The organism is Kitasatospora sp. NPDC057015 (assembly GCF_042673745.1).
Lineage (GTDB): Bacteria > Actinomycetota > Actinomycetes > Streptomycetales > Streptomycetaceae > Kitasatospora.
Map to the genome: position 1 here is coordinate 68,338 of NZ_JBHUSG010000026.1, position 21,388 is coordinate 89,725.

At 75.4% G+C, this 21,388-nt stretch carries 8 protein-coding genes; 4 read left to right on the forward strand and 4 right to left on the reverse strand.

The features are described from left to right. Positions 1 to 117: 117 nt before the first annotated feature. The 4 genes from ACFTWP_RS23400 to ACFTWP_RS23415 all read right to left on the reverse strand — a co-directional run bounded on the left by ACFTWP_RS23400 (position 118) and on the right by ACFTWP_RS23415 (position 3,863). Positions 118 to 579: a hypothetical protein gene (locus ACFTWP_RS23400; RefSeq protein WP_380266623.1), complete on the reverse strand. Its 462-nt coding sequence runs from the start codon at positions 577 to 579 to the stop codon at positions 118 to 120. 386 nt (positions 580 to 965) lie between these two features. Next, positions 966 to 1,949: a S1C family serine protease gene (locus ACFTWP_RS23405; RefSeq protein WP_380266624.1), complete on the reverse strand. Its 984-nt coding sequence runs from the start codon at positions 1,947 to 1,949 to the stop codon at positions 966 to 968. Between the two features lie 184 nt (positions 1,950 to 2,133). After that, the gene (locus ACFTWP_RS23410) at positions 2,134 to 2,772 is read right to left on the reverse strand and encodes a 2'-5' RNA ligase family protein (protein WP_380266626.1); all 639 of its coding nucleotides are present in this window, start codon (positions 2,770 to 2,772) and stop codon (positions 2,134 to 2,136) included. Between the two features lie 125 nt (positions 2,773 to 2,897). Then, positions 2,898 to 3,863, reverse strand: a complete 966-nt coding sequence (locus tag ACFTWP_RS23415; RefSeq protein ID WP_380266627.1) for an alpha/beta hydrolase — start codon at positions 3,861 to 3,863, stop codon at positions 2,898 to 2,900. Between the two features lie 149 nt (positions 3,864 to 4,012). On the opposite strand from ACFTWP_RS23415, the gene ACFTWP_RS23420 reads away from it, so the two are divergent. From ACFTWP_RS23420 to ACFTWP_RS23435, 4 genes are all read left to right on the forward strand, one after another. Then, a complete protein-coding gene (locus ACFTWP_RS23420; protein ID WP_380266628.1) occupies positions 4,013 to 4,888 on the forward strand; it encodes a spermidine synthase in 876 nt (291 codons plus the stop codon). 106 nt (positions 4,889 to 4,994) lie between these two features. Further along, positions 4,995 to 5,897 carry a class I SAM-dependent methyltransferase gene (locus tag ACFTWP_RS23425; protein WP_380266630.1) on the forward strand — a complete coding sequence of 301 codons (903 nt, stop codon included), beginning with the start codon at positions 4,995 to 4,997 and terminating at the stop codon, positions 5,895 to 5,897. Between the two features lie 658 nt (positions 5,898 to 6,555). Continuing rightward, positions 6,556 to 7,836 (forward strand): MFS transporter, encoded by a 1,281-nt coding sequence (locus ACFTWP_RS23430; protein WP_380266631.1) that lies wholly within the window; start codon positions 6,556 to 6,558, stop codon positions 7,834 to 7,836. 134 nt (positions 7,837 to 7,970) lie between these two features. Next, positions 7,971 to 21,368, forward strand: coding sequence for a MupA/Atu3671 family FMN-dependent luciferase-like monooxygenase (locus ACFTWP_RS23435; protein ID WP_380266632.1), 13,398 nt, complete (start codon positions 7,971 to 7,973; stop codon positions 21,366 to 21,368). The last annotated feature ends 20 nt before the right edge of the window (positions 21,369 to 21,388 follow it).

The window sequence follows — 21,388 nt, forward strand, 5'->3', positions numbered from 1 at the left end:
CGGCCGCACCGGCCCCGTGTCCACGGGGCCGGTGCGGGATGGATCGGTTCACGGGTTCAGGGGGTGGTGTGCCCGCCCGGACCACGTCGGCGGGGTCCGGGCGGGGGTCGGTGGAGGTCAGACGCAGACGACGTCGCTGCCGGGCAGGTCCTGGATGGTCGACTCGGTCAGGGCGCCGCTCTGGTACTCGTAGTAGAGGTACGTGTAAAGGTCGATCCGCACGCCGCAGGCGGAGTCGGCGGCGACCTGGTAGGAGAGCGTCACCGTGGTGCTCGCCCCGGGGGCGACCGGAGCGGTGTAGCCGACGGTGTTGCTGCTCAGCGTGAAGTTCAGGCCGGCGACCTGGGTGGTCTGCCAGGTCGGCTGGACGGACTGGTAGATGAACTGGACGGGCGTGTCGTGGACGTTGGTGAACGTCAGGGAGAGGCTCACCGAGCCGCCGGGCGACACCGTCGAGGCGCTCGCGCTGACCGACAGGGCGGGGGAGTCCGCGTGCGCCGGGGCGGCCATGAACACCAGGCCGAGGACGAGGGACAGGATCGCGGACAGGCCGAAGCGCCTGAAAGTTGTAGTGGGCATGACCTGGAGCCTAGGTGCTGCTCCCGGGCCCGGGCCGGTCCTCCTGTCAGGACCCGTCAGATGACGGATCCGCGCTCGCCGAGCGTGTACGTATAGCCGGTCAGAAAATGCCGGTGGCACAGGATTAACCCGGCCCGGGGTGGTTCCGGAATCGCCCTCGCCGGGCGCCGCACCACTGGCCGCCGGTTGCCGGACCCTACCGTCGCAGGCCCGCTGACCTGCTCCTCTCCGGCCGGGGGCGGCCACGCGGGCCGTGTGGCCACCACGCCGCCGCCCGTCCGGTCGGGTGGGCCGCGGGCCGTCGCGGAGGCACCGCGGTGGGGTCGGACCGCCTCGCATCGGCGCGATCGGTCGGTGGGACCGGTCGGTGGGACCGGTCGGTGGGATCAGTCGTCCGCCGGGAGCTCGGCGAGGGTGGCGATCACGTCGACGAGGGCTTCGCCGCGCAGGGCGGTGAGCGCCAGCGGGCGCCCGATCGCGTCGGCCAGCATGAGCCGTTGCAGCGCCTGGGCGTCGGCGACCGGCTGGCCGGCGGCGGTCAGCAGCAGGTCGCCCGCCCGCAGTCCGGCCCGGGCGGCGGGCGCCCCGGGCACGACCTCCACGACACGCATCCCGTCCTTCCGCCCGGTCCGCGCCCGCAGAGCGGGCGGCAGCGCGGCGGGTACGCCGGCGAGTCCGAGGTAGGCGCGGCGGATGCGCCCGTCGGACAGCAGGGTGGTGATGATCCGACGGCTGGTGGCGTTGATCGGGACGGCCAGGCCGAGTCCGTTTCCGGCCACCGCCGTGGTGATGGCCACCACCTCGCCGGCGGCCGTGGCGAGGGCTCCGCCGGAGTTCCCCGGGTTCAGCGCGGCGTCCGTCTGGATCACGTCGTCGATGATCCGGGTGGCCGTCCCGGTCCGGGCCGGCAGCGAGCGGCCGAGGGCGCTCACCACGCCCGCGGTGACGGTGCCCGCGAGCCCCAGCGGATTGCCCACGGCGACCACGAGCTGTCCCACCAGCAGTGCGGCGGCATCGCCGAGGCGCACCGGCGGCGGGGTCGCCGCGTCCGCCCGGAGCACGGCGAGGTCCGACAGCGGATCGGCGCCGATGGTGTGGAACGGGGCCGTCGTGCCGTCGCCGAAGGCGAGCGTTCCGGCGTCGGCGTGCCCGACCACATGGGCGTTGGTGAGCAGGAACCCGTCCTCGGTGAACACCACGGCCGAGCCCGTCCCGGACGCGAACCAGCCACCCCGGCCGCGCCGCAGGACCTGCAGGGCCGCCACGCGCGGGGTCAGCTCGGCGGCGACCTCGGTCACCGTCCGCGAGTACGGGTCGAGCTCCGGCTGCCCCGCGGCGGAGCGGTCGGGCTCGGGAGGAGTACCGGACACGGCTCGGCCCTTCTGACGTCCCGCGGCGGCCCCGAGGCCCCCGGAGTGCGCTCCGGTCCTCCCCGCTGCCCCGCGCGCCGACGCGCCTTCCTCGCCGCCCCTACCCTGGACAACGCCGCGCCGGCCGGGCTGCTTCCGCGGCCTGCCCGAGGGGCCGCGGCCGCTCGCAGCGGCCGGCACCGGTTCACGGCCGGCCGTCCGCCGGGCCCTCCGGGCCCGCCTCGGGGAGCCACCGGACCTCGCCCGTCCCCAGCGTGATCGTCGCCCGCGGCAGCATCGGCCGCTCGCCCCGGCGCGCGAGCAGCGTCAGCTCCCCGACCGTCGCCGACCGCCCGCCGAGCCTGGCCTCGCACTCCGCCGACAACCGCCGCGGATCGCCGGTCCGGCCCAGCGACAGGTGCGGGGTGAACCCGTGCCCGTGACCGGTGCACCGCGGGAACCGCCCGACCAGCGCCCGGTACAGCGCCGTCCACGGCCGCGGTCCTGCGGCGGCCGGATCCAGCCAGACCGTGGCGTACCGGTGGTGCCGGAAGCTGCGCACCCCCTGCAGCCGCGCGGTGAACGGCGGCGTGCCGGCCGCCACGGCGGCGAGCAGCGGCGCCGCCCGGGCGAAGTCGGACTCGGGCACGAAGCCGAAGAGCAGGTTGACGTGCGGCGGCCAGCGGCGGATCTGCGGGTCGTGCTCCCAGCGGATGTCCTGGATCGGCGGCCAGAGCTCCGCCGGCGGTACCCACGCCACGGCGGTGCGGGGGGTCGGCGCCAGGTCGAGCACCCCGGGGGTGTCGACCGCGCCGCCACCCGCGACTTCCGGCCACCGCTCCACCCGGCCATGGTCCGCGCCACCCGCCGTCGCCGCCACCCCCGCGGCCGGTCCGGACGGCCACGACCGGTCCGGACGGAGCGGGGCCGCGCGACCGTCCGTCCGAGACCGCCGGCGTGCCCGCGGCGTCAGGCCTTCGCCGCCGCCACCGGGAAGTACGCCCCCGTCCAGCGGTCCAGCTCCGCGAAGACCTGGCCGCGCGCCTGCTCGCCGGAGAGCACCAGGTCGTGCATGCCGCCCTCGATCCGGACGGTGGTCACGTGGCGACCCAGCCGCGGGGCGAGGGCGGCGATGTCGTCGGCGCGCAGCACGGCGTCCGTGTGCAGGAGCGCCGGATCCCACCCGGTGGTGACGGTGGAGGCGGTGGACGCCATCAGCAGGACCGGGCAGTCGACGTGCAGGCCGCGGCGGACCTCGCGCTGCCCGCGGTGGATGGCGGCGAGCCAGCCGGCGTACAGCGGGAAGCCCTCGGCCGGCTTCAGGGTGAGGTCGAAGTCCCAGCTGCCCCGGTGGTCGCGGTGCAGGCTGTGCACGTAGTGCGGGTTCAGCGGGGCCGGCAGCTTGCGCAGGGCGGCCAGCCGCCCGAGGGCGTCGATGGCAGGCCCGCCCAGGGTGCGCACGGCGGCGCCGGCCGGCATGGAGAGGAAGGGGCTGTTCAGGAAGAGCCCGTCCACCAGGCCGCGGCCGGCCCGTCGCGAGGCCCAGAGCGCGGCCACCAGGCCACCGGTCGAGTGGCCGTTGACCAGCAGCCGGGTGTGGCCGTCCTGCTCGCGGACGATCCGGACGGCCTCGTCGATCTCCTCGTCGTAGGCGGCCAGGTCGCGGACGAAGTTCGGCGACTGGTGCGGCCGCAGCGAGCGCCCGTACTTGCGCAGGTCCAGGGCGTAGAAGGAGAACCCGGCCGCCGCGAAGTGGTCGGCGAGGTTGGTCTGGAAGAAGTAGTCCGTGTAGCCGTGCAGGTACAGCACGGCCTGCCGGGCCCCCGGAACCAGCCGCCGGACCAGGGTCGCGGTGACCGCGCCCTCCTCGTCGGACTTCAGCGGCAGCTCGGCCGCCTCGTACGGGGCACCCAGGATGTCTTCTCGGAACTCCACGTCGGACCCACCCATCCTCTGCTCTGACCTGCCGCCACGGGATCCACCGATCCGGGGAGCACCGACGATACCGGCCGGTAGCCTCGGGCGCGGCACCGCCTCCGCGGCGGGCGCGGCGCCGCCCGCACCAGGGCGCCTATGCTGCCGTCATGCCGAGAAACAACGACACCGACGGGCTCGCGGAGCCCGTCCCGGTGCAGCGCGCGGTCGACCTCGGCCTCGCCAGACTGATGCCGGACCTCGACCAGGACGGCGGCTGGCTGCTCACCCTCGACGAGACCCCGCAGTCCTACGTCGACCTCGGCGACCCGACCCACCTGGAGTTCGAGTACACCCGGCGGCTCGGCCACCTGGTGGACGCGATCGCCCCGGCCGGCGTGCCGCTGGACGCGCTGCACCTCGGCGGCGGCGCGCTCACCGTGCCCCGCTACCTGGCCGCCACCCGGCCCGGCTCCCGCCAGCGGGTGGCCGAGATCGACGGCCCGCTGCTCGCCCTGGTCGAGGAGCGGCTGCCCTGGCAGGGCCCGGGGGTCGACATCACCACCACCGTCGCGGACGCCCGCACGGCCCTGGCCGCCACCCCGGCGGCCTCGGCCGACCTGGTGATCGCCGACGTCTTCCACGGCTCGCGGACGCCCGCCCACCTCACCTCCGTCGAGTTCCTGCGGCACGCCGCCGCGGCGCTGCGCCCCGGCGGCTGCTACGCCGCCAACCTCGCGGACGGCCCGCCGCTGGCCTTCGCCCGCGCCCAGGCGGCGACCCTGCGGGCGGTGTTCCCGCACACCTGCCTGATCGCCGAGCCCCCGGTGCTGCGCGGGCGCCGCTACGGAAACATCCTGCTGGTCGGCTCCGACCGGCCGCTCCCCGTGCGCGAGCTCAGCCGGCTGCTGGCCGCCGACCCGTTCCCGGCCCGGCTGTGCGACGGGGACGACCTGACGTCCCTGGTCGGCCGCGCCCGGCCGGTCCTGGACGAGCACGCCGAACCGTCCCCGCCGCCGCCCGCCGGCGCGTTCAGCGTGGGCTGACGGCGACCGGCGGGGTCTGCCCGCCGCCCGCGCGCCGCGCCGGGGCCGGGGCCGGCGGCGGTGCAGAATCGGCGGGTCCAGCCACGACGTCCCGAGGAGCGTGACCATGACCGCCCGCCACCCGGCACCGACCGACCGAGCGCCGTCCGACACCGGGCGGTCCGAACCGACGCCGTCCTCGCCGGTCGGGGCCGATCTGACCGGTCTGCCCGAGACCGCCCTGTGGACGCTCCACCAGCGTGCCGTCGAGGCCCGTCGGCCGGATGCCGTGCTCCGCGACCCCAAGGCGGTCGAGCTGGTCGAGCGGATCGACTATCCGTTCGCCGACCGGTTCGGCACGAGCGGCCTCCAGTCCCAGCTGCAGGCGTTGAGGGTGGGGTGCTTCGACCGGGAGGTGGCGGACTTCCTGGCCCGGGAGCCGCGCGGCACGGTGGTCTCTCTGGGGGAGGGGCTGGAGACCACGTTCTGGCGGGTGGACAACGGACGGGCGGAGTGGCTCTCGGTCGACCTGCCGGAGGCGATCGCCCTGCGGGAGCGGCTGCTCCCGGCCGAGCGCCGGCAGCGGCTGCTCGCCTGTTCGGTCACCGATCCGCGCTGGATGGACGAGGTCGACCCGGCCCAGGGTGTCCTGATCACCGCCCAGGGTCTGCTGATGTACCTGCGCCCGCCGGAGGTCCGCGACCTGATCGCCGGCTGCGCCGAGCGGTTCCCGGGGGGCTCCCTGGTGCTGGACGCCGTGCCGCGCTGGTTCGGTCGACTCACCCTGAACGGAAAGGTGCGTACTCGCGGTTACCAGGCGCCCCCGATGCCGTGGGCGATGGACGCGGGCGAGCGGGACAAGCTCCGCACCGCCGGCCCGGCGGTGGCTGCGGTGCGGGACGTCCGGCCGACCGGCGGACGCGGGCTGGTGGGCGCCCTGCTGCCGTTCGCGCTGACCGTCCCACCGCTGTCCACCCGTCGCCCCTCGGTCACCGTCCTGGACTTCACCGAGCGGCCCGAGCGGTCGTGACGGACGAAATGGTGGGACCCACCCCGTGAAGTCCGCCCTGCGGGTGGACACCTGGATACCTGGACACGGGGACTCGGGGACACGGGGACAGGTGAGCCCGGCGGGGTCGCGGGACCGGGTGAAGCGGGACCGCGCCGATCGGGGTGAGAGCGGTCCCGGCGAGCCGACCGGCGCCGAGCGCGGGGAGCTCATTCCGCTGCGTCGGCACAATCCCGCGCGGCGGAGGACGATCGAGATCCTCCGCGCGGCGGCCGCCTACTTGGCGGCCGGGACGACACGGTGATCCGCATCCGTTGCGTCGATTACCACCACGGCGGTTTGACGCCGGGTCACCTGGAGCGAACCTTCCTGCCGGGGGTGTGCCGACGCGCGACGGTGGCGCCGACGGGCCGCGCCCCGACGGGCGGCCACCGGGCCGCGCAGCACCGGGTGGCCGCCGCTCGCCCGTGAAACCGCCGGCGGCGGCCGGGGCGTTCCCGTCCGATCGGGCCCGCCCGGCCGCCGGGGTGGCCGGAATTGAACGTTCCATTCGAATTGACGGCGTACTGGCGTATGGTCTGAGCGCCGCGGGAAATCGAACCCTTGATCCCGCCGACAGCGCCGCCCTATGATCCACATGAAATGTCATCATGAAATGTCATATGGCAATGGAGCCGTCGTGGGGGATCGCACCGTTCCGAACCGGGGTACCGCCACACGCGGCCTGCCCAGGCCGTTCTACTGGCTCGCCGTCGGGGACGCCGTCTCCAGCTACGGCAGCCAGCTCAACATGGTCGCGCTCAGCCTGTTCGCCTACGAGGCCGCGGGCAACGCCCTCGGCACGGCCGGGTATCTGACGCTACGTCTTCTCGGCGGCTTCGGTGCCGGCATGCTCGCCGGGCGCGTCGTCGGCCGCCTCGACCGCCGCCTCCTGATGGTCGGCTGCGCCTTCGCCCAGGCCACCGGCCTGGTGGCACTCGCGATCGTCCCCGACCACCTGCGGATCCCGGTGCTCTACCCGCTGGCCCTGCTCTTCGGCGCGGCCGGCACGCTCAGCGGCGTCGCCCTGCGCAGCAGCGTGCCCGAGATGGTCGGCCCGGACCACAGGGCTCGAGCCAACGGCGTTCTGGTGACCGGGCGTTCGACGGCGATGGTGCTCGGGTTCGCCTCCGCCGGGGTGCTGGTGGCCTGGGCCGGCTTCCACGCCGCGCTGCTCACCGACGCGGCCAGCTTCGTCGTGTTCGGCACAGTCGTGCTGCGGCTGCCGCTGCGCACCCGGGCCGCGCGCGACGCCGGCCCCGGGCAGGCTGCGGCGGAGCCGGGTGGGCGCCTCGCCGGGTTGGTGCTGCTGCGCTCCCTGCCGGTGATCGGTGCGATGGTCGCCATCCGGCTGGTCGACGCCTTCGGCTCGGCCGCGCACAACATCGGCCTGCCGGTGTTCGCCACCCGGACGTCGCCGGACAACCCGGCCGCGGTGCTGGGCCTGTTCTGGGCCACCTGGGCGGTCGGCAGTCTGGGGGCCCACCAGCTCGTCTCCCGACTGTTGGTCAAACGCGGCCGGGAGCCCGGCGAACGGGCCTTCGCGGTGGGCACCGCGCTGATGTCGGCCTGCTTCATCCTCGCCTTCACCGGGCTGCCGACCCCCCTCTTCCTCGTCGTCGCACTCGGTGCCGGGCTCGCGGACGGCTTCACCGAGATCTCCTACACCACCCGGATCCAGGCGGTCGACGACGACCGGCGCGGCCAGGCGTTCGGGCTGGTGGCCAGTGCCGAGAGCCTCGGCATGGGCGTCGGCATGCTTCTCAGCGCCGGGCTGCTGGAGCGGTTCAGCCCGCTCACCGTGGTCGGCTTCTCGCACGCCGTACCGATCGCGCTGGCCGCCGGGTTCCTGCTGACGGTGGGGATCGGTGCCCGCCGGCGGCGCGGGCCGGCCGCCGTCCCCGTGCCCACGGACTGTTAGCCGGCACCGTCTCCGGCACCCCTGCCCCACTCCCTGCGGCGCGCCCACCGCCGGCGCGCCCCGGCCCGCCGGCAGCGCCTCCGCTCCCGCCCGTCGTACCTCGTTCCCGCCCGCAGAGCCCAGGAAGGTACCGTATGAGCGTCCACGGCCCCGCCCGCCCCCGACTCGACGTGGTGGAGGGCCGCCTGCTGCACCACGCCGGTCTGGCCGACTGTGCCCTCGTCCCCGGCGGCGCACAGGGCGGCGCCGAGCTGGTCGCCTATCTGGTGCCCGCCGACGACCGGGACCGGGCCGGGCTGCGCCGCTGGGCCGCGGCGCAGCTGCTGGAGGACGCCCCCGGTGCCGAGATCCGTCTGGTGGACGGCATACCGCGCACCGCCGACGGCAGGCCGGACACCGCGGCCCTGGCCGCCGCCCGCGATCCGCAGGAGCACCCCCGGCCCACCCGGCAGCATCTGAGCCAACTCTCCGGCCGGTGGCGCCCGTTCGGTGCTGCTGCTGCCACTGCTGGTGCCGCCCCCGCCCCCGGGCCCGCGGCGCAGCCGGAGCCGCTCTCCGGCGCCCCGGCCGTCGCCGCCGGGCCGCCCCTGCTGGCGCTGCCCGACGGCCCCGCCGACCTGCCCGACGCGCTGCTGCGCGCCGCCCGGCTCCACCCCGAGCGCGGTCTGCACCTGGTGCGCGCCGACGGCGGCACCACCACCCTGCGCTACCCCGAACTGCTGGACCGGGCGCTGCGCGTGCTCGGCACCCTCACCGCGGCGGGCCTGCGCCCCGGCGATCGAGCGATCCTCCAAGTACCCGACCTGGAGCATTACTTCCCAGCTCTGTGGGCCTGCCTGCTGGGCGGCGTGCTGCCCGTCACGGTGGCCCGCCCGCCCGGCTACGACCACCCGGGCCCGGTGCTGGAGAAGCTGGTCAACGCGTGGGAGACACTGGAGCACCCGCCCGTGCTGGCCGCCGGTGAGGCGGTGTCCGGGCTCGCGGGCATCGGCGCGCTCCACCCGCAGGCGGCCGGGCTGCGGGTGGTCCCGGTCGACCGCTCCGCCGCGCAGCCGCCCGCCACGCCGCACGGCGCGAGCGGGGACGTCGCGATCCTGCAGCTGTCCTCCGGCTCCACCGGGCGGTCCAAGGCGATCCAGGTCAGCCACCGGGGCATCCTGGAGTACGTCGCGGGGGCGTGCGAAGAGGGCTACACGCCCGGCGACGCGACCGTGAACTGGCTGCCGCTCGACCATGTCGCGGGCCTGCTGATGTTCCACCTGCGGGACGTCGTGGCGGCCTGCGACCAGACCCACATCCCCACCGAACTCGTCCTCGCCGAGCCGCTGTTGTGGCTGGACACCCTGGAGCGCCGGCGCGCCGCGCACTCCTGGTCGCCCAACTTCGGCTACCGCCTGGTCGCCGAGGCACTGCGGGTCGCCCCCGAGCGGCGCTGGGACCTCTCGGCCGTCAAGTCCCTGATCAACGCGGGCGAGCAGTGCACCGAGACCGTCGCCGACGAGTTCCTGGCCCGGTTGGCCCCCTCCGGGCTGCGGCCCGAACACCTGCTGCTCGGCTGGGGCATGGCCGAGACCTGCACCATCGTCACCTACAAGCGCTACGGGGAGGCCGGCGCCGTCCAGGTCCTGGCCACCGACTCGCTCACCGGAGACCTCCGGCCGCTGCCCGAGGGCTCGGCCGAGCCCGCCACCCGCTTCCTCTCGATGGGCCGCCCGGCCGCCGGGGCTCGGCTGCGAGTCGCCGACGACGGGGGCACCGTGCTGCCCGAACTGCGGATCGGGCGTCTGCAGGTCTCCTCCGGCCGGGTCACCCCCGGCTATCTCAACAACCCGCAGGCGGACCGCGAATCCGCCACCGCCGACGGCTGGTTCGACACCGGGGACCTCGCCTACCTGCGTGGCGGGGAGGTGATCCTCACCGGGCGCCGCAAGGAGATCATCATCATCAACGGCGTCCACCACTTCTGCCACGACCTGGAGGACGTGGTCTCCGCCGTCGACGGGGTGCTCTCCGGTCACGTCGCCGCGTGCGGCGTGCCCGACGAGCGCAGCGGCAGCGAGCAGTTGGCGGTCTTCTTCGTGCCCGCCCCGGAGACGGGCGAGCCGCACCGGGTGGCCGGCGCCGTGCGGGCCGCGCTGGCCGAACGCTTCGCTCTCTCGGCCGCGCTGGTGCTCCCGGTGCCGGCCGCCGAGTTCCCCCGCACCACCAGCGGCAAGATCCAACGCACCGCGATCCGCGCCCGGTTACTCGACGGGGGCTTCGACGCGCTGGTCGCCCGGCTGGACCTCGCCGAGGGCAACGCCCGCACGCTGCCGGACATCGTGCGCCGCCCGGCCTGGGAGCCCAGGCCCGCCCCGGCCCTCCCCGCCCCGGCACCGCCGGAGAGCGTCCTGCTGCTCGGTCCCGTCGGGCCCGGCACCCTGTCGGACGCGCTGACCGCCCTGCTGCCGGGCGCCGTCCAGGTGTCGCAGGCGGACTCCCACACCCGGCTCGGCGACGGCTACGCACTCGACCAGCGGCGCTCCGAGAGCTGGCCACGGTTGCTGGACGACCTGGAGGCCGCCGGCCGCCGCCCGCAGCGGGTGCTGCACCTGTGGGCGCAGGCCGCCGAGACCGACGAGGTGCTGTGCGGCGAGGCCCTGCTCGGCCTGGTCCGCACGCTCACCCACCGCTACGGCAGCAGCGGTCCGGGGGCCGTCGAGCTCACCACCGTCAGCGCCGGGCTGCACGCTCTCGCCGACGGTGACGTACCGCGCCCGGTCGCCGCGCTGACCGCAGCCCTGACCGCCGGGGTCCGGGCCGAGCAACTGCTCGCCGGTGCCCGCCACCTCGACCTGCCCGCCGGGGCACCGCCCGACCCGCAGGCCGTGCTGGCCTTCCTCGCCGACCCGCGGCGCGAACCGGAGGCCGCCTGGCGCGACGGACGCGCGTACGTGCCCCGGCTCGGCCCGCTCGCCCCGCCCGACGACACCGCACCGGCCTGCACCCTGCTCTCCCCCGGGGCCCGCTGGCTGGTGACCGGTGGGCTGGGCGGGCTCGCAGGCGAGCTGCTCCCGGAGCTGCTCCGCCGGTACGGCCCGCACCTGCTGCTCGTCGGGCGCACCGACCCGTACGCGGACGGGCCGGTGCCGGCCCTGCGGCGCGCCGCGCTGGAACGGCTGGTGCGGGCCGGCGGCCGGGTCGAGTACCGGACGGCGGACGTCACGGACCGCCGGGCCCTGGCAGCTGCCGTCGCCGAGGCCGAGCAGGCGTGGGGCGCACCGCTGGACGGTGTCCTGCACCTCGCCGGCGACTACCGGATCGGCCTGCTGGAGGAGTTGGGCCCCGAGCGGTGGGAACAGGCCGTCCGGGCCAAGACCGCGGGCACCGACGCGCTGGCCGAGCTGGTGGCGGCCCGCCCCGGCGCCCAGTTCGTCGGCTACTCCTCGATGATCGGCTTTCAGGAGGTGGTCGGCTCGGCCGGGTACGCGGCCGCCAACCGCTACCTGGAGGCGGCCGTCGAGCGGCTGCGCCGGGAGCACCGGGTGCCCGCCTGGACGGTCTCCTGGGGCCTGTGGCGCGGGGTCGGGATGAACCGGGAGACCTCCCACCACGAGGCCGCCGCCGAGCGCGGGATCGCCGTGCTCGACGCCGCGCAGGGCCGGCAGCTGGCCACCGCGCTGCTGGCGGCTCCGCCCGGTCACTACTACGCCGGTCCCGACACCACCCGCGCCGCCGCCCGGCGCCGGCTGCTGGCGGGCGAGCCGCGGCTGGTCGCCGAGGCGGAGGAACCGCCCGCCGCCGAGGCCGCCCGCCGACCCGTCGCGGCGGAGTCCGCGCCCACCGAGCTGCGCCGCGCCGTACTGGACACCTTCGAAGCCGTCCTCGGCGAGCCGGTCGACCCCGGCCGGGCGTTCCACGAACTCGGCCTCGGGTCCGTTCAGTTGATGCGGGTCCAGGCCGCGCTGGCGGCCGGCCCCGCGCCCGGGCTGGGGCCGATCGCACTGTTCCGCCATCCCACCGTGGACGCACTGGTGGCCCACCTGGCCGGCGATCCCCGGGAGCAGGTACGGGCCGCCCCCGACGCGGCGCAGGTGGTGCCCGCCGACCGGCGGGTGGCGGTGATCGGCCTGGCGCTGCGCCTGCCCGGCGCGGACACCCCCGAGCAGTACTGGCGCAACATCGTGGACGGCGTGGTCAGCACCACCCGGTACACCCCCGAGCAGCTCGCCGCCGCCGGCATCCGACCCGAGGAGTACGACCACCCCGACTTCGTCCCGGTCACCGCGCCGATCGCCGACATCGGCCACTTCGACGCCGAGGCCTTCGGGATCAGCGCCGCCGAGGCCGCCCTGATGGACCCCCAGCAACGGCTGCTGCTGGAGACCTGCGCCCGGGCCCTGGACGACGGCGGCTACGGCGACAACGCGCCCGACACCCGGATCGGCGTCTTCGCCGGCACCGGAATGACGCTGTACTCGCTGCGCACCTACCTCCAGCACGCCGTCGGCACGGCCGTCGACCCGGCGCGGCCGGTCGAGGCGCTGCAGGTCGCGATCGGCAACCAGGCCGACTTCGCCGCCACCCGGGTCGCCTACCGGCTCGGCCTCACCGGGCCCGCCGTCGGTGTGCAGACGGCCTGCTCCACCTCGTTGGTCGCCGTCCACCTGGCCGTCCAGTCACTGCTGACCGGCGACAGCGACCTCGCCCTCGCGGGAGCCGCCGCCCTGCACATCCCGCAGGCTGCCGGCTACCGCTACCAGGAGGGCTCGATCCTGGCGCCCGACGGCGTCTGCCGGGCCTTCGACGAGCGGGCCGGCGGCACCGTCGGCGGCAACGGCGTCGCCGCCGTCCTGCTCAAGCGCCTCGACCGGGCGCTGGCCGACGGCGACACCGTGCACGCGGTCATCCTCGGCTCGGCCGTCAACAACGACGGCGCGGGCAAGGTCGGTTACACCGCGCCCAGCGTGGACGGCCAGGCCGCCGTGGTCGGCCGGGCCCTCGACGTGGCGGGCGTGCCGGCGAGAAGCATCGGCTACATCGAGGCGCACGGCACCGGCACCCCGCTCGGCGACCCGATCGAGGTCCAGGCCCTCACCCGGGCCTACCGGGCCCGTACCGAGGCGGTGGGCTTCTGCGCCCTCGGCTCGGTCAAGCCGAACATCGGCCACCTGGACACCTGCGCCGGAATGGCGGGTCTGATCAAGGCCGTCCTCGCGCTGCGCCACCGGGCGATCCCGCCGGTGGCGCACCTGACCCGGCCCAACCCGGCCCTGGGACTGGCCGGCAGTCCCTTCGTCCTCCCCACCGGGGTCATGGACTGGCCCGCCGGGGACGCCCCGCGTCGGGCCGGGGTCAGCGCGCTGGGCGTCGGCGGCACCAACGCCCACCTGATCCTGGAGGAGGCACCGGCGGCCCTGGCGGCAGCGCCGGCCACCGCCGACGCCGCCGGGCCGCCCGTCGCCCTGCTACCGCTGTCCGCCCGGAGCCCGCAGGCGCTGACCGAGCTCGCGGCCACCGTGCTCGACCGGCTGCGCGACGACGACGCGCCGCGCCCGGCCGACCTGCTGCTCACCCTCGGCGCGGGGCGTCGCCCGCTGCGCCACCGGTTCACCGCCACCGGCGCCGGTCCCGCCGAACTCGCCGAGACGCTCGCCGCGTTCGTCGGCGGACGCGCCACCGGACCGGCGCACTCGGCTCGGGACGCCGGGCGCGGCGCACCGGCGCCCGTCCTGCTGTACACCGGGCAGGGCGCACAGTACCGGGGCATGGCCGCCGGGCTGTACCAGGCGTACCCGGTGTTCCGGGACGTGCTGGACACCTGCGACCGGCTGCACCGCGAGGCCTGGGGCGAGGCGCTGCTGCCCCTGCTGCTGGAGCCGGCCCCCGACGGCGAGGCGCAGGCCTGGAGCACGGAGGCCGCGCAGCCGGCGCTGTTCGCCGTGCAGGCCGCGTACACCGCGCTCTGGGAGGAGTTCGGGCTGCGGCCGGCGGCGGTGGCCGGGCACAGTGCGGGCGAGTACGCGGCGGCGTACGCGGCCGGGGCGTACTCGCTGGCCGACGGGCTCTTCCTGGCGGGGGTGCGCGGACGGCTGATGCACCGTTCGACCGAGCCCGGTGCGATGACGGTGGCCGGCGCGTCCGCCGAACGGCTGGGTGCGCTCGCCGAGCGGCTTCCCGGAGTCGACCTGGCCGTGGTGAACGGCACCGGGCAGTGCGTGCTGGCCGGGCGGCCGGGGGACGTGGCCGCGGCGGAGGCGGTGCTGGCCCTGGAGGGGGTGGAGACCGAGCGGCTGGCCGCCGACCGGGCGTTCCACTCCCGGCTGATGGAACCGGTGCTGGAACCCTTCCGGGGCCGGCTGGAACAGCTCGCCCTCCGCCCGCTGCGGGTACCGCTGGTGAGCAACCTCGACGGTGCGGTGCTGGCACCCGGCACGGTGCCCGACCCCGGGCACTTCGTCCGCCAGACCCGGGAGACCGCGCGCTTCGACCGGGTGCTCGCGACGCTGGACGGGCTCGGCCACGGGCTGTTCCTGGAGGTCGGTCCGCACGACACGCTGAGCGGGCTGGGCCGGCGCGAACTCGCACAGGCGGTGTTCGTGCCGAGCGGCCGGCGCGGGCGCGGGCCGGAGCGCCAACTGCTCACCGCACTGGGCACCCTGTGGACCCACGGAGTGCCGGTGGACTGGGCCGCGGCCGCGGCCGCCCGGCGGTGGCCGGACGGGCCCGCTCGGCGCGTACCGCTGCCGGGCCGGCCGTTCCACCGCACGTACCACTGGTTCACGCCTCCCGGGGACGACGCCGGGCCCGTCCCGCCGCCGGAGGCCGGAGCCCGGACGGGCTCCGGATCGCCGGCCGTACCCGTACCCGAAGCCGTACCCGAAGCCGATCGCACCGTTCTGGAGGAGCCAGTCATGACCGACACCCCCGCGCCGGACCCGGTGGAGCAGGCGGCCGCCGTGGTCCTGAGCCGGGTCGTCGCGCAGACCGCGCGTCAGCTCGGCGTCGGCGAGGAGGCGGTGGGTGCCGAGGATCCCTTCTTCGACCTCGGGGCCGACTCGCTGTCGATGATCAACATGATCCGGGACCTGGAGCGGGCCTTCGGGGTGCGAGTCCCGATGCGCGAACTGTTCGAGGACGCGGACACCCCGGCGCGGCTGGCCGGACTGATCGCGGGGCGGATGACCGCCGAAGCGCTGGCGGGCCTGGTGCCCGCGCCGGCGCCGGCCGCGGTACCGGCACCTGTCGCGGTACCGATTCCTGTCGCGGTACCGGTTGCCGCGGTGGCACCGGCGATACCCGAGCCGGTCGCCGCACCCGCACCCGCACCCGCACCCGCACCCGTACCCGCACCTGTGCCGGTGCCGGTGCCCGTGCAGGCCACCGCCGTCGGCCCGGCCCCCGTCGGCCCCGTGACCGTGCCCGCCGGGCCGACCGTCGCCGTCCCGGCGCCCGTCGACGCGTCGGCACAGGGCGGGGCAGCCGCGGTGATCGAGCGCCAGCTCGCCCTGATGGGCCAGTTCTCCCAGCTGATGACCGACCAGCTCGGCCTGCTCGCCGGCACGCCCGCGGCATCGGCGCCTCTCCACTCGCCGGCACTCCCCGCCGCTGCCGTGGCGGACCAGCCCGCCGCGGCGCTGGTCGTACCGGCTCCCGCACAGGACGCTCCGGCCCAGCCCGCGGCGCTGGTCGTGCCGGCTCCCGCTCAGGACGCTCCCGCCCGGCCCGCCGCGCTGCTCGTGCCGGCTCCCGCTCAGGACGCTCCCGCCCGGCCCGCCGCCGCGCCGCAGGTGCACGGCCCGCGCGTCACGGTGTCCCGGGACTCCGGGATGGCCGGCGGCGGCCTGAGCGGTGAACAGCGCCGTCACCTGGACGAGTTGGTCGAGCGTTTCACCGCCCGTACCGCCGCCTCCAAGGCGCTCACCCAGCGCCACCGCCGGGTGCTCGCCGACAGTCGGGCCGTGGTCGGCTTCCGGTCGGCGACCAAGGAGATGCTCTACCCGCTCGCCGCCCGCCGCGCACAGGGCTCGCGCCTGGAGGACGTCGACGGCAACTCCTACGTCGACATCACGATGGGCTTCGGGGTGCTGCTCTTCGGCCACGAGCCCGCCTTCGTCCAGGAGGCCGTCCGAGAGCACCTGGCCGGTGGGCTGCGGCTGGGCCCGCGCGGCGAGGAGACCGGCGAGGCCGCCGAGCTGCTGGCGGAGCTGACCGGCACCGAGCGCGTCGCGTTCGCGAACTCCGGGACGGAGGCCAACGCCGGGGCGATCCGGCTGGCCCGGGCGTACACCGGGCGGGACAAGATCGTGATGTTCGAGGGCTCGTACCACGGGCACTTCGACCACACACTGGGCCGCCCCGTGGGCCACGGGGCCGACCGCGAGACGGTGCCCGTCTCGATCGGCATCCCCGGCAGCGCGGTCGCCGACCTGATCGTCCTCCAGTACGGGGCCCCGGAGAGCCTGCAGATCATCGACGAGCTGGGGGACCGGATCGCCGCCGTGCTCGTCGAGCCGGTGCAGAGCCGCCACCCCTCCCGGCAGCCGGCCGACTTCGTGCGCGAGCTGCGCGAACTGACCACCCGCCGCGGCATCGTGCTGATCTTCGACGAGATGCTCACCGGCTTCCGCCCGCACCTGCGCGGTGCCCGCGGCTTCTGGGGCGTGGAGCCCGACCTGTCGACGTACGGCAAGGTGCTCGGCGGCGGCTTCCCGATCGGCGCCATCGCGGGGCGTGCCGCCGTGATGGACGGCATCGACGGCGGCTTCTGGCAGTACGGGGACGCCAGTCACCCGCCGAACGAGACGACCTTCTTCGGCGGCACCTACATCCAGCACCCGCTGTCGATGGCCGCCTGCCGCGCCGTGCTGCGGCACTTCAAGGAGCAGGGGCCGGGCCTGCAGGAGCGGCTGAACGCCCGTACGGGGGAGCTGGCCGCCGGCCTCAACGGCTTCTTCGAGGAGGAGGAGTTCCCGCTCCGGCTGGCACACTTCGGCTCGCTCTTCCGCTTCGAGCCGCGCGCCGACATGGAGCTGCTCTTCCACCACCTGCTGGTGAAGGGCGTCTACGTCTGGGAGTGGCGCAACTTCTTCCTCTCCACCGCGCACTCCGACGGCGACGTCGAGTTCGTGGCCGACGCCGTCCGGGAGTCCCTGCGGGACATGCGGCGCGGCGGCTTCTTCCCGTCCACGCGCGTGGTCGCCGTCCCGTCCGTCCCCGCGTCGCGCCGCGAGCTGGCGGCACCGGCGGCCCGGCCGGAGCCGTCCGCACCGGTCCAGGCACCGGCACCGGCGCCCGCACCGGTACCGGCACTGACATCGGCGCCCACACCGGCACCAGCGCCGACGTCCGCCCCGGCGCCGGCCGGTGATCCGGACCGCAAGGTCGACTTCAGTCTCTACTTCTTCGGCGACTACCCGCTCGACACCCGGCCCGAGGACCGCTACCGGATCGTCCTGGAGAGCGCCCGGTTCGCGGACCGCAACGGCTTCCACGCCGTCTGGCTTCCCGAGCGGCACTTCCACTCCTTCGGCGGCATCTTCCCCAACCCCTCGGTGCTGGCCGCCGCCCTGGCCCGGGAGACCGAGCGCGTCCGGCTGAACGCGGGCTGCGCCGTGCTGCCGCTGCACCACCCCGTCCGGGTCGCCGAGGAGTGGTCGGTGGTCGACAACCTGTCCGGCGGGCGGGTCGGCCTCGGCTTCGCCAGCGGCTGGCACCCCAACGACTTCCTCTTCTTCCCCGACCGCTACGGCACCCACAAGCAGCTGATGCACCAGCAGGTCGACACGATCCGGGCGCTGTGGCGCGGCGAGCCCTACCGGGGCCGCAGCGGCAACGGCGAGGAGATCGAGGTGCACCTGCACCCGCGGCCGCTCCAGGACCTGCCGCCGATGTACACGGCGATCGTCGGCAACCCGGACAGCTTCCGCGAGGCCGCCCGCCGTGACCTCGGCGTGATCACCAACCTGATGACCCAGAGCGTCGAGGAGCTGGCCGCCAACGTCGCCCTCTACCGGCGCACCCGGGCCGAGCACGGCCTGGACCCCGAGGCCGGGCGGGTGGTGGTGCTGGTGCACACCTACCTCGGCGCCGACCTCGCCACCGCCCGCGAGCAGGCCTACCGCCCGTTCTGCGGCTACCTGCGCTCCTCGCTCTCCCTCTTCGGGCAGGTCGCCAACAGCCTCGGCCTCACCCTGGACTTCGAGAACACCCCGGAGGAGGACCTGGAGTTCGTCCTGGAGCGCGCCTACGAGCGGTACTGCGCCTCGCGCGCGCTGATCGGCACCTCCGAGAGCGTGCAGACCGTCCTGGACTCGCTGCGCGCCGCCGGCGCCGACGAGATCGCCGCCTTCGTCGACTTCGGCCTCTCGCCCGACCTGGTCGCCGCCGGCCTGCCACACCTGGACGAGCTGCGCCGCACCGCCCAGCAGCCGCGCGAGCGGCGCGCCCCGCTGTCGTACGCCCAGCAGCGGATGTGGTTCCTGCACCGGATGCTGCCCGACAGCTCCCGCTACAACGAGGTCAAGGCCATCGCCCTGGACGGTCCGCTCGACCACCGCGCGCTGGCCGGAGCCCTGCACGCCCTGGCCGAACGGCACCCGGCGCTGCGCACCGTCTTCCGCGAGCAGGACGGCGAGCCGTACCAGGTGGTGCTGGCGGCCGCCGGCACACCGCTGGTGGTCGAGGACGCCCCGGCCGGTCGGGACGGCGAGGAGGCCGTCCGCGCGCTGGTCGCCGAGGAGGGCGCCCACTGCTTCGACCTGGCCGCCGGTCCGCTGCTGCGCACCCGGCTGCTGCGCCTGGGCGAGGAGCGCCACGTGCTCGTCCTCGCCATGCACCACATCGTCATCGACACCCTGTCCGCCGTGGTGATCACCCGCGAGCTGGGCGAGCTCTACCGAGCCGCGCAGTCGGGCCGCCGTCCCGACCTGCCGCACCTGCCCACCAGCTACGCCGAGTTCGCGGCCCGCGAGCGGGCCCTGGTGGCGGAGGGCGCGCACACGGCGAGCCTGGAGCACTGGCGGACGGTCCTCGGCGGCGAACTGCCGGTACTGGCCCTGCCCACCGACCGGCCGCGCCCGGCCCTGCCGGACGGCCGGGGCCGCGCCTTCGTCCGCCTGCTGGACGGCGAACTCTCCGGCCGGGTAAGGGAGCTGGCCCGATCCCGGCGCTCCACCCTGTTCATGGTGCTGCTCACCGCGTTCGCAGGCGTGCTGCACCGCTTCAGCGGCCAGGACGAGATCGTGCTCGGCACGCCCGTCGCCAACCGCGACGAGGGCACCGAGGACCTGGTCGGGTTCTTCGTCAACACCCTCGCCCTGCGCCTCGACCTGTCCGGGGAGCCGGACTTCGAACGGCTGCTGGCCCGTGTCCGGAGCACCGCACTGGACGCCTACGAGCACCAGCGGCTCCCGTTCGAGGTGCTGGTGCAGGAGCTGAACCCGACCCGCGACACCAGTCGCAACCCGCTCTTCCAGGTGATGGTGGAGTTCGAGAACCACGCGCTCTTCGAACTCGACCTGCCGGGCCTCGACGCCCGCCCGCTGGACGACGTCGTCGACAAGGCCGGCTTCGACCTCACCCTCTTCCTCACCAACCTGCCCGACGGCATCCGCTGCCATGTCGAGTACGCCACCGCACTGTTCGACCAGGAGACCGTCGAGCGCCTGCTGACCGCCTTCGAGCAGCTGCTCGCCGCCGCGGTCACCGACCCCGCCCGACCGGTGGCCGAACTGCTGTCCGGCGGGCGGGAGACGGCCACCCCCGCCCTGACCGGCACCGTACCGCTGCGCGAGCGGCTGGCCCGTACGGCGGCTGAGCACCCCGACCGCACCGCCGTCCTCACCCCGGACGGAACCTCCGTCAGCTTCCGTGAAATCACCGACCGGGCCGAACAGTTGGCGGCGCGCCTGGCCGCCGCCGGGGTCACCGCCGGCACCCCCGTCGCCACCCTGCTGCCCCGCTCCGCCGACCAGGTGGCCGCGCTGCTCGCGGTGATCCGGCTGGGCGCGGTCCACGTGCCGATCGACCCGGTGAACGGCGTCGAGCGCTGCCGGCTGATCGCGGTCGACAGCGGCGCGCCCCTCCTGCTCACCCGCACCGGCACCGACCGCCTCGGCATCACCCTGCCCGCCGTCCTGGCCGACGACGACAGCCCGGTGCCGCCCGCGCCGCCCGCCGTCGACCCCGACCCCGAGTCGCCCGCGTACTGCCTCTACACCTCCGGCACCACCGGCCGGCCCAAGGGCGTCCTGATGCCCTACCGCGGCCTGCAGACGATGGTCGACTGGAACATCGACCAGCACGGCCCGCTGCGCACCCTGCAGTACGCCTCCTGCGGGTTCGACGTCTCCATCCAGGAGGCCCTCACCGCCCTCGCCGGCGGCGGCACCCTCGTCCTCGTCGACGAGGAGACCCGCTATGACGCCCGCGCGCTGGCCGAGTACCTCCGGCACACCCGCACCGAACGGATCCACCTTCCCCACACCACGCTGACCAGCCTGCTCGGCGCCCTCGCCGAGACCCCGGTGCCCGACCTGCGCGAGATCGTCTCCGGCGGCGAGCAGTTGCTGTTCACCCCGGCGCTGCGCGCGTTCCTGCGCGACAACCCGCAGTGCCGGCTGTTCAACCACTACGGGCCCACCGAGACCCATGCGATGACCAGCATCGAGCTGTCCGCCGACAGCCCCGACCACGCCCCGATCGGCCGTCCGGTGCCCGGCAGCCGCGTCCAACTGCTCGACCCGCACGGGCGTCCGGTGCCGGACGGCGCGGTCGGCGAGATCCACGTGCTCGGCGACTCGGTCGGCCTCGGCTACCTCAACCGCCCGGAGGAGACCGCAGCCGCCTTCATCCCCACCCCCCAGGGCCTGCGCTACCGCAGCGGTGACCTGGGCCGGCTGCGGCCGGACGGCACGCTGGACTTCCTCGGCCGGGTCGACGAGCAGGTGAAGATCCGCGGCTACCGGATCGAACCCGGCGAGGTGGAGAACGTGCTGCGCACCCTCCCCGGGGTGCGGAGCGCGGCCGTCGTCGCCCAGTACGGCCCGCAGGGCACCGCTCTCGCCGCGTACGTCGTGCTCGCCGGGGCTGCGGACCTCGCCGGGCGCACGGACGGCGGACCGGCCTCCGACGCCGGGCTCGCCCCGGTGCGCGACGAGCTCGCCGACCGGCTGCCCGAGCACATGGTGCCCCGGCTCTGGGCCCGCGTGCAGCACCTGCCGCTGACCCGCAACGGCAAGCTGGACCGCGCCGCGCTGCCGCCGGCAGCACCGATCGGGGTCGCCGACACCGCCCCCTCCACCGCGCTGGAGGAGCTCCTCCAGCGGCTCTGGGCCAAGGAGTTGGATGTCCCCGCCCCCGGCGTGGAGACCTCCTTCTTCGATCTGGGCGGGCACTCGCTGGCCGCCACCCGGCTGCTCAACCTGGTCCGTGAGGAGACCGGACTGGAGATCGGCATCCTCGACTTCTTCCGCCGCCCCACCATCCGCGGCATGGCCGACCGCGCCCGCACCGCCGAGCCGGCCGAGACCTTCGAGCGAGGGACGCTGTGACCACCCCGCCTCCTGCATCC

Excerpts from the sequence above, each read along its gene's own strand:
- ACFTWP_RS23400 (WP_380266623.1), bottom strand. The coding sequence starts at position 579 with ATGCCCACTACAACTTTCAGGCGCTTCGGCCTGTCCGCGATCCTGTCC.
- ACFTWP_RS23420 (WP_380266628.1), top strand. The coding sequence starts at position 4,013 with ATGCCGAGAAACAACGACACCGACGGGCTCGCGGAGCCCGTCCCGGTG.
- ACFTWP_RS23425 (WP_380266630.1), top strand. The coding sequence starts at position 4,995 with ATGACCGCCCGCCACCCGGCACCGACCGACCGAGCGCCGTCCGACACC.
- ACFTWP_RS23435 (WP_380266632.1), top strand. The coding sequence starts at position 7,971 with ATGAGCGTCCACGGCCCCGCCCGCCCCCGACTCGACGTGGTGGAGGGC.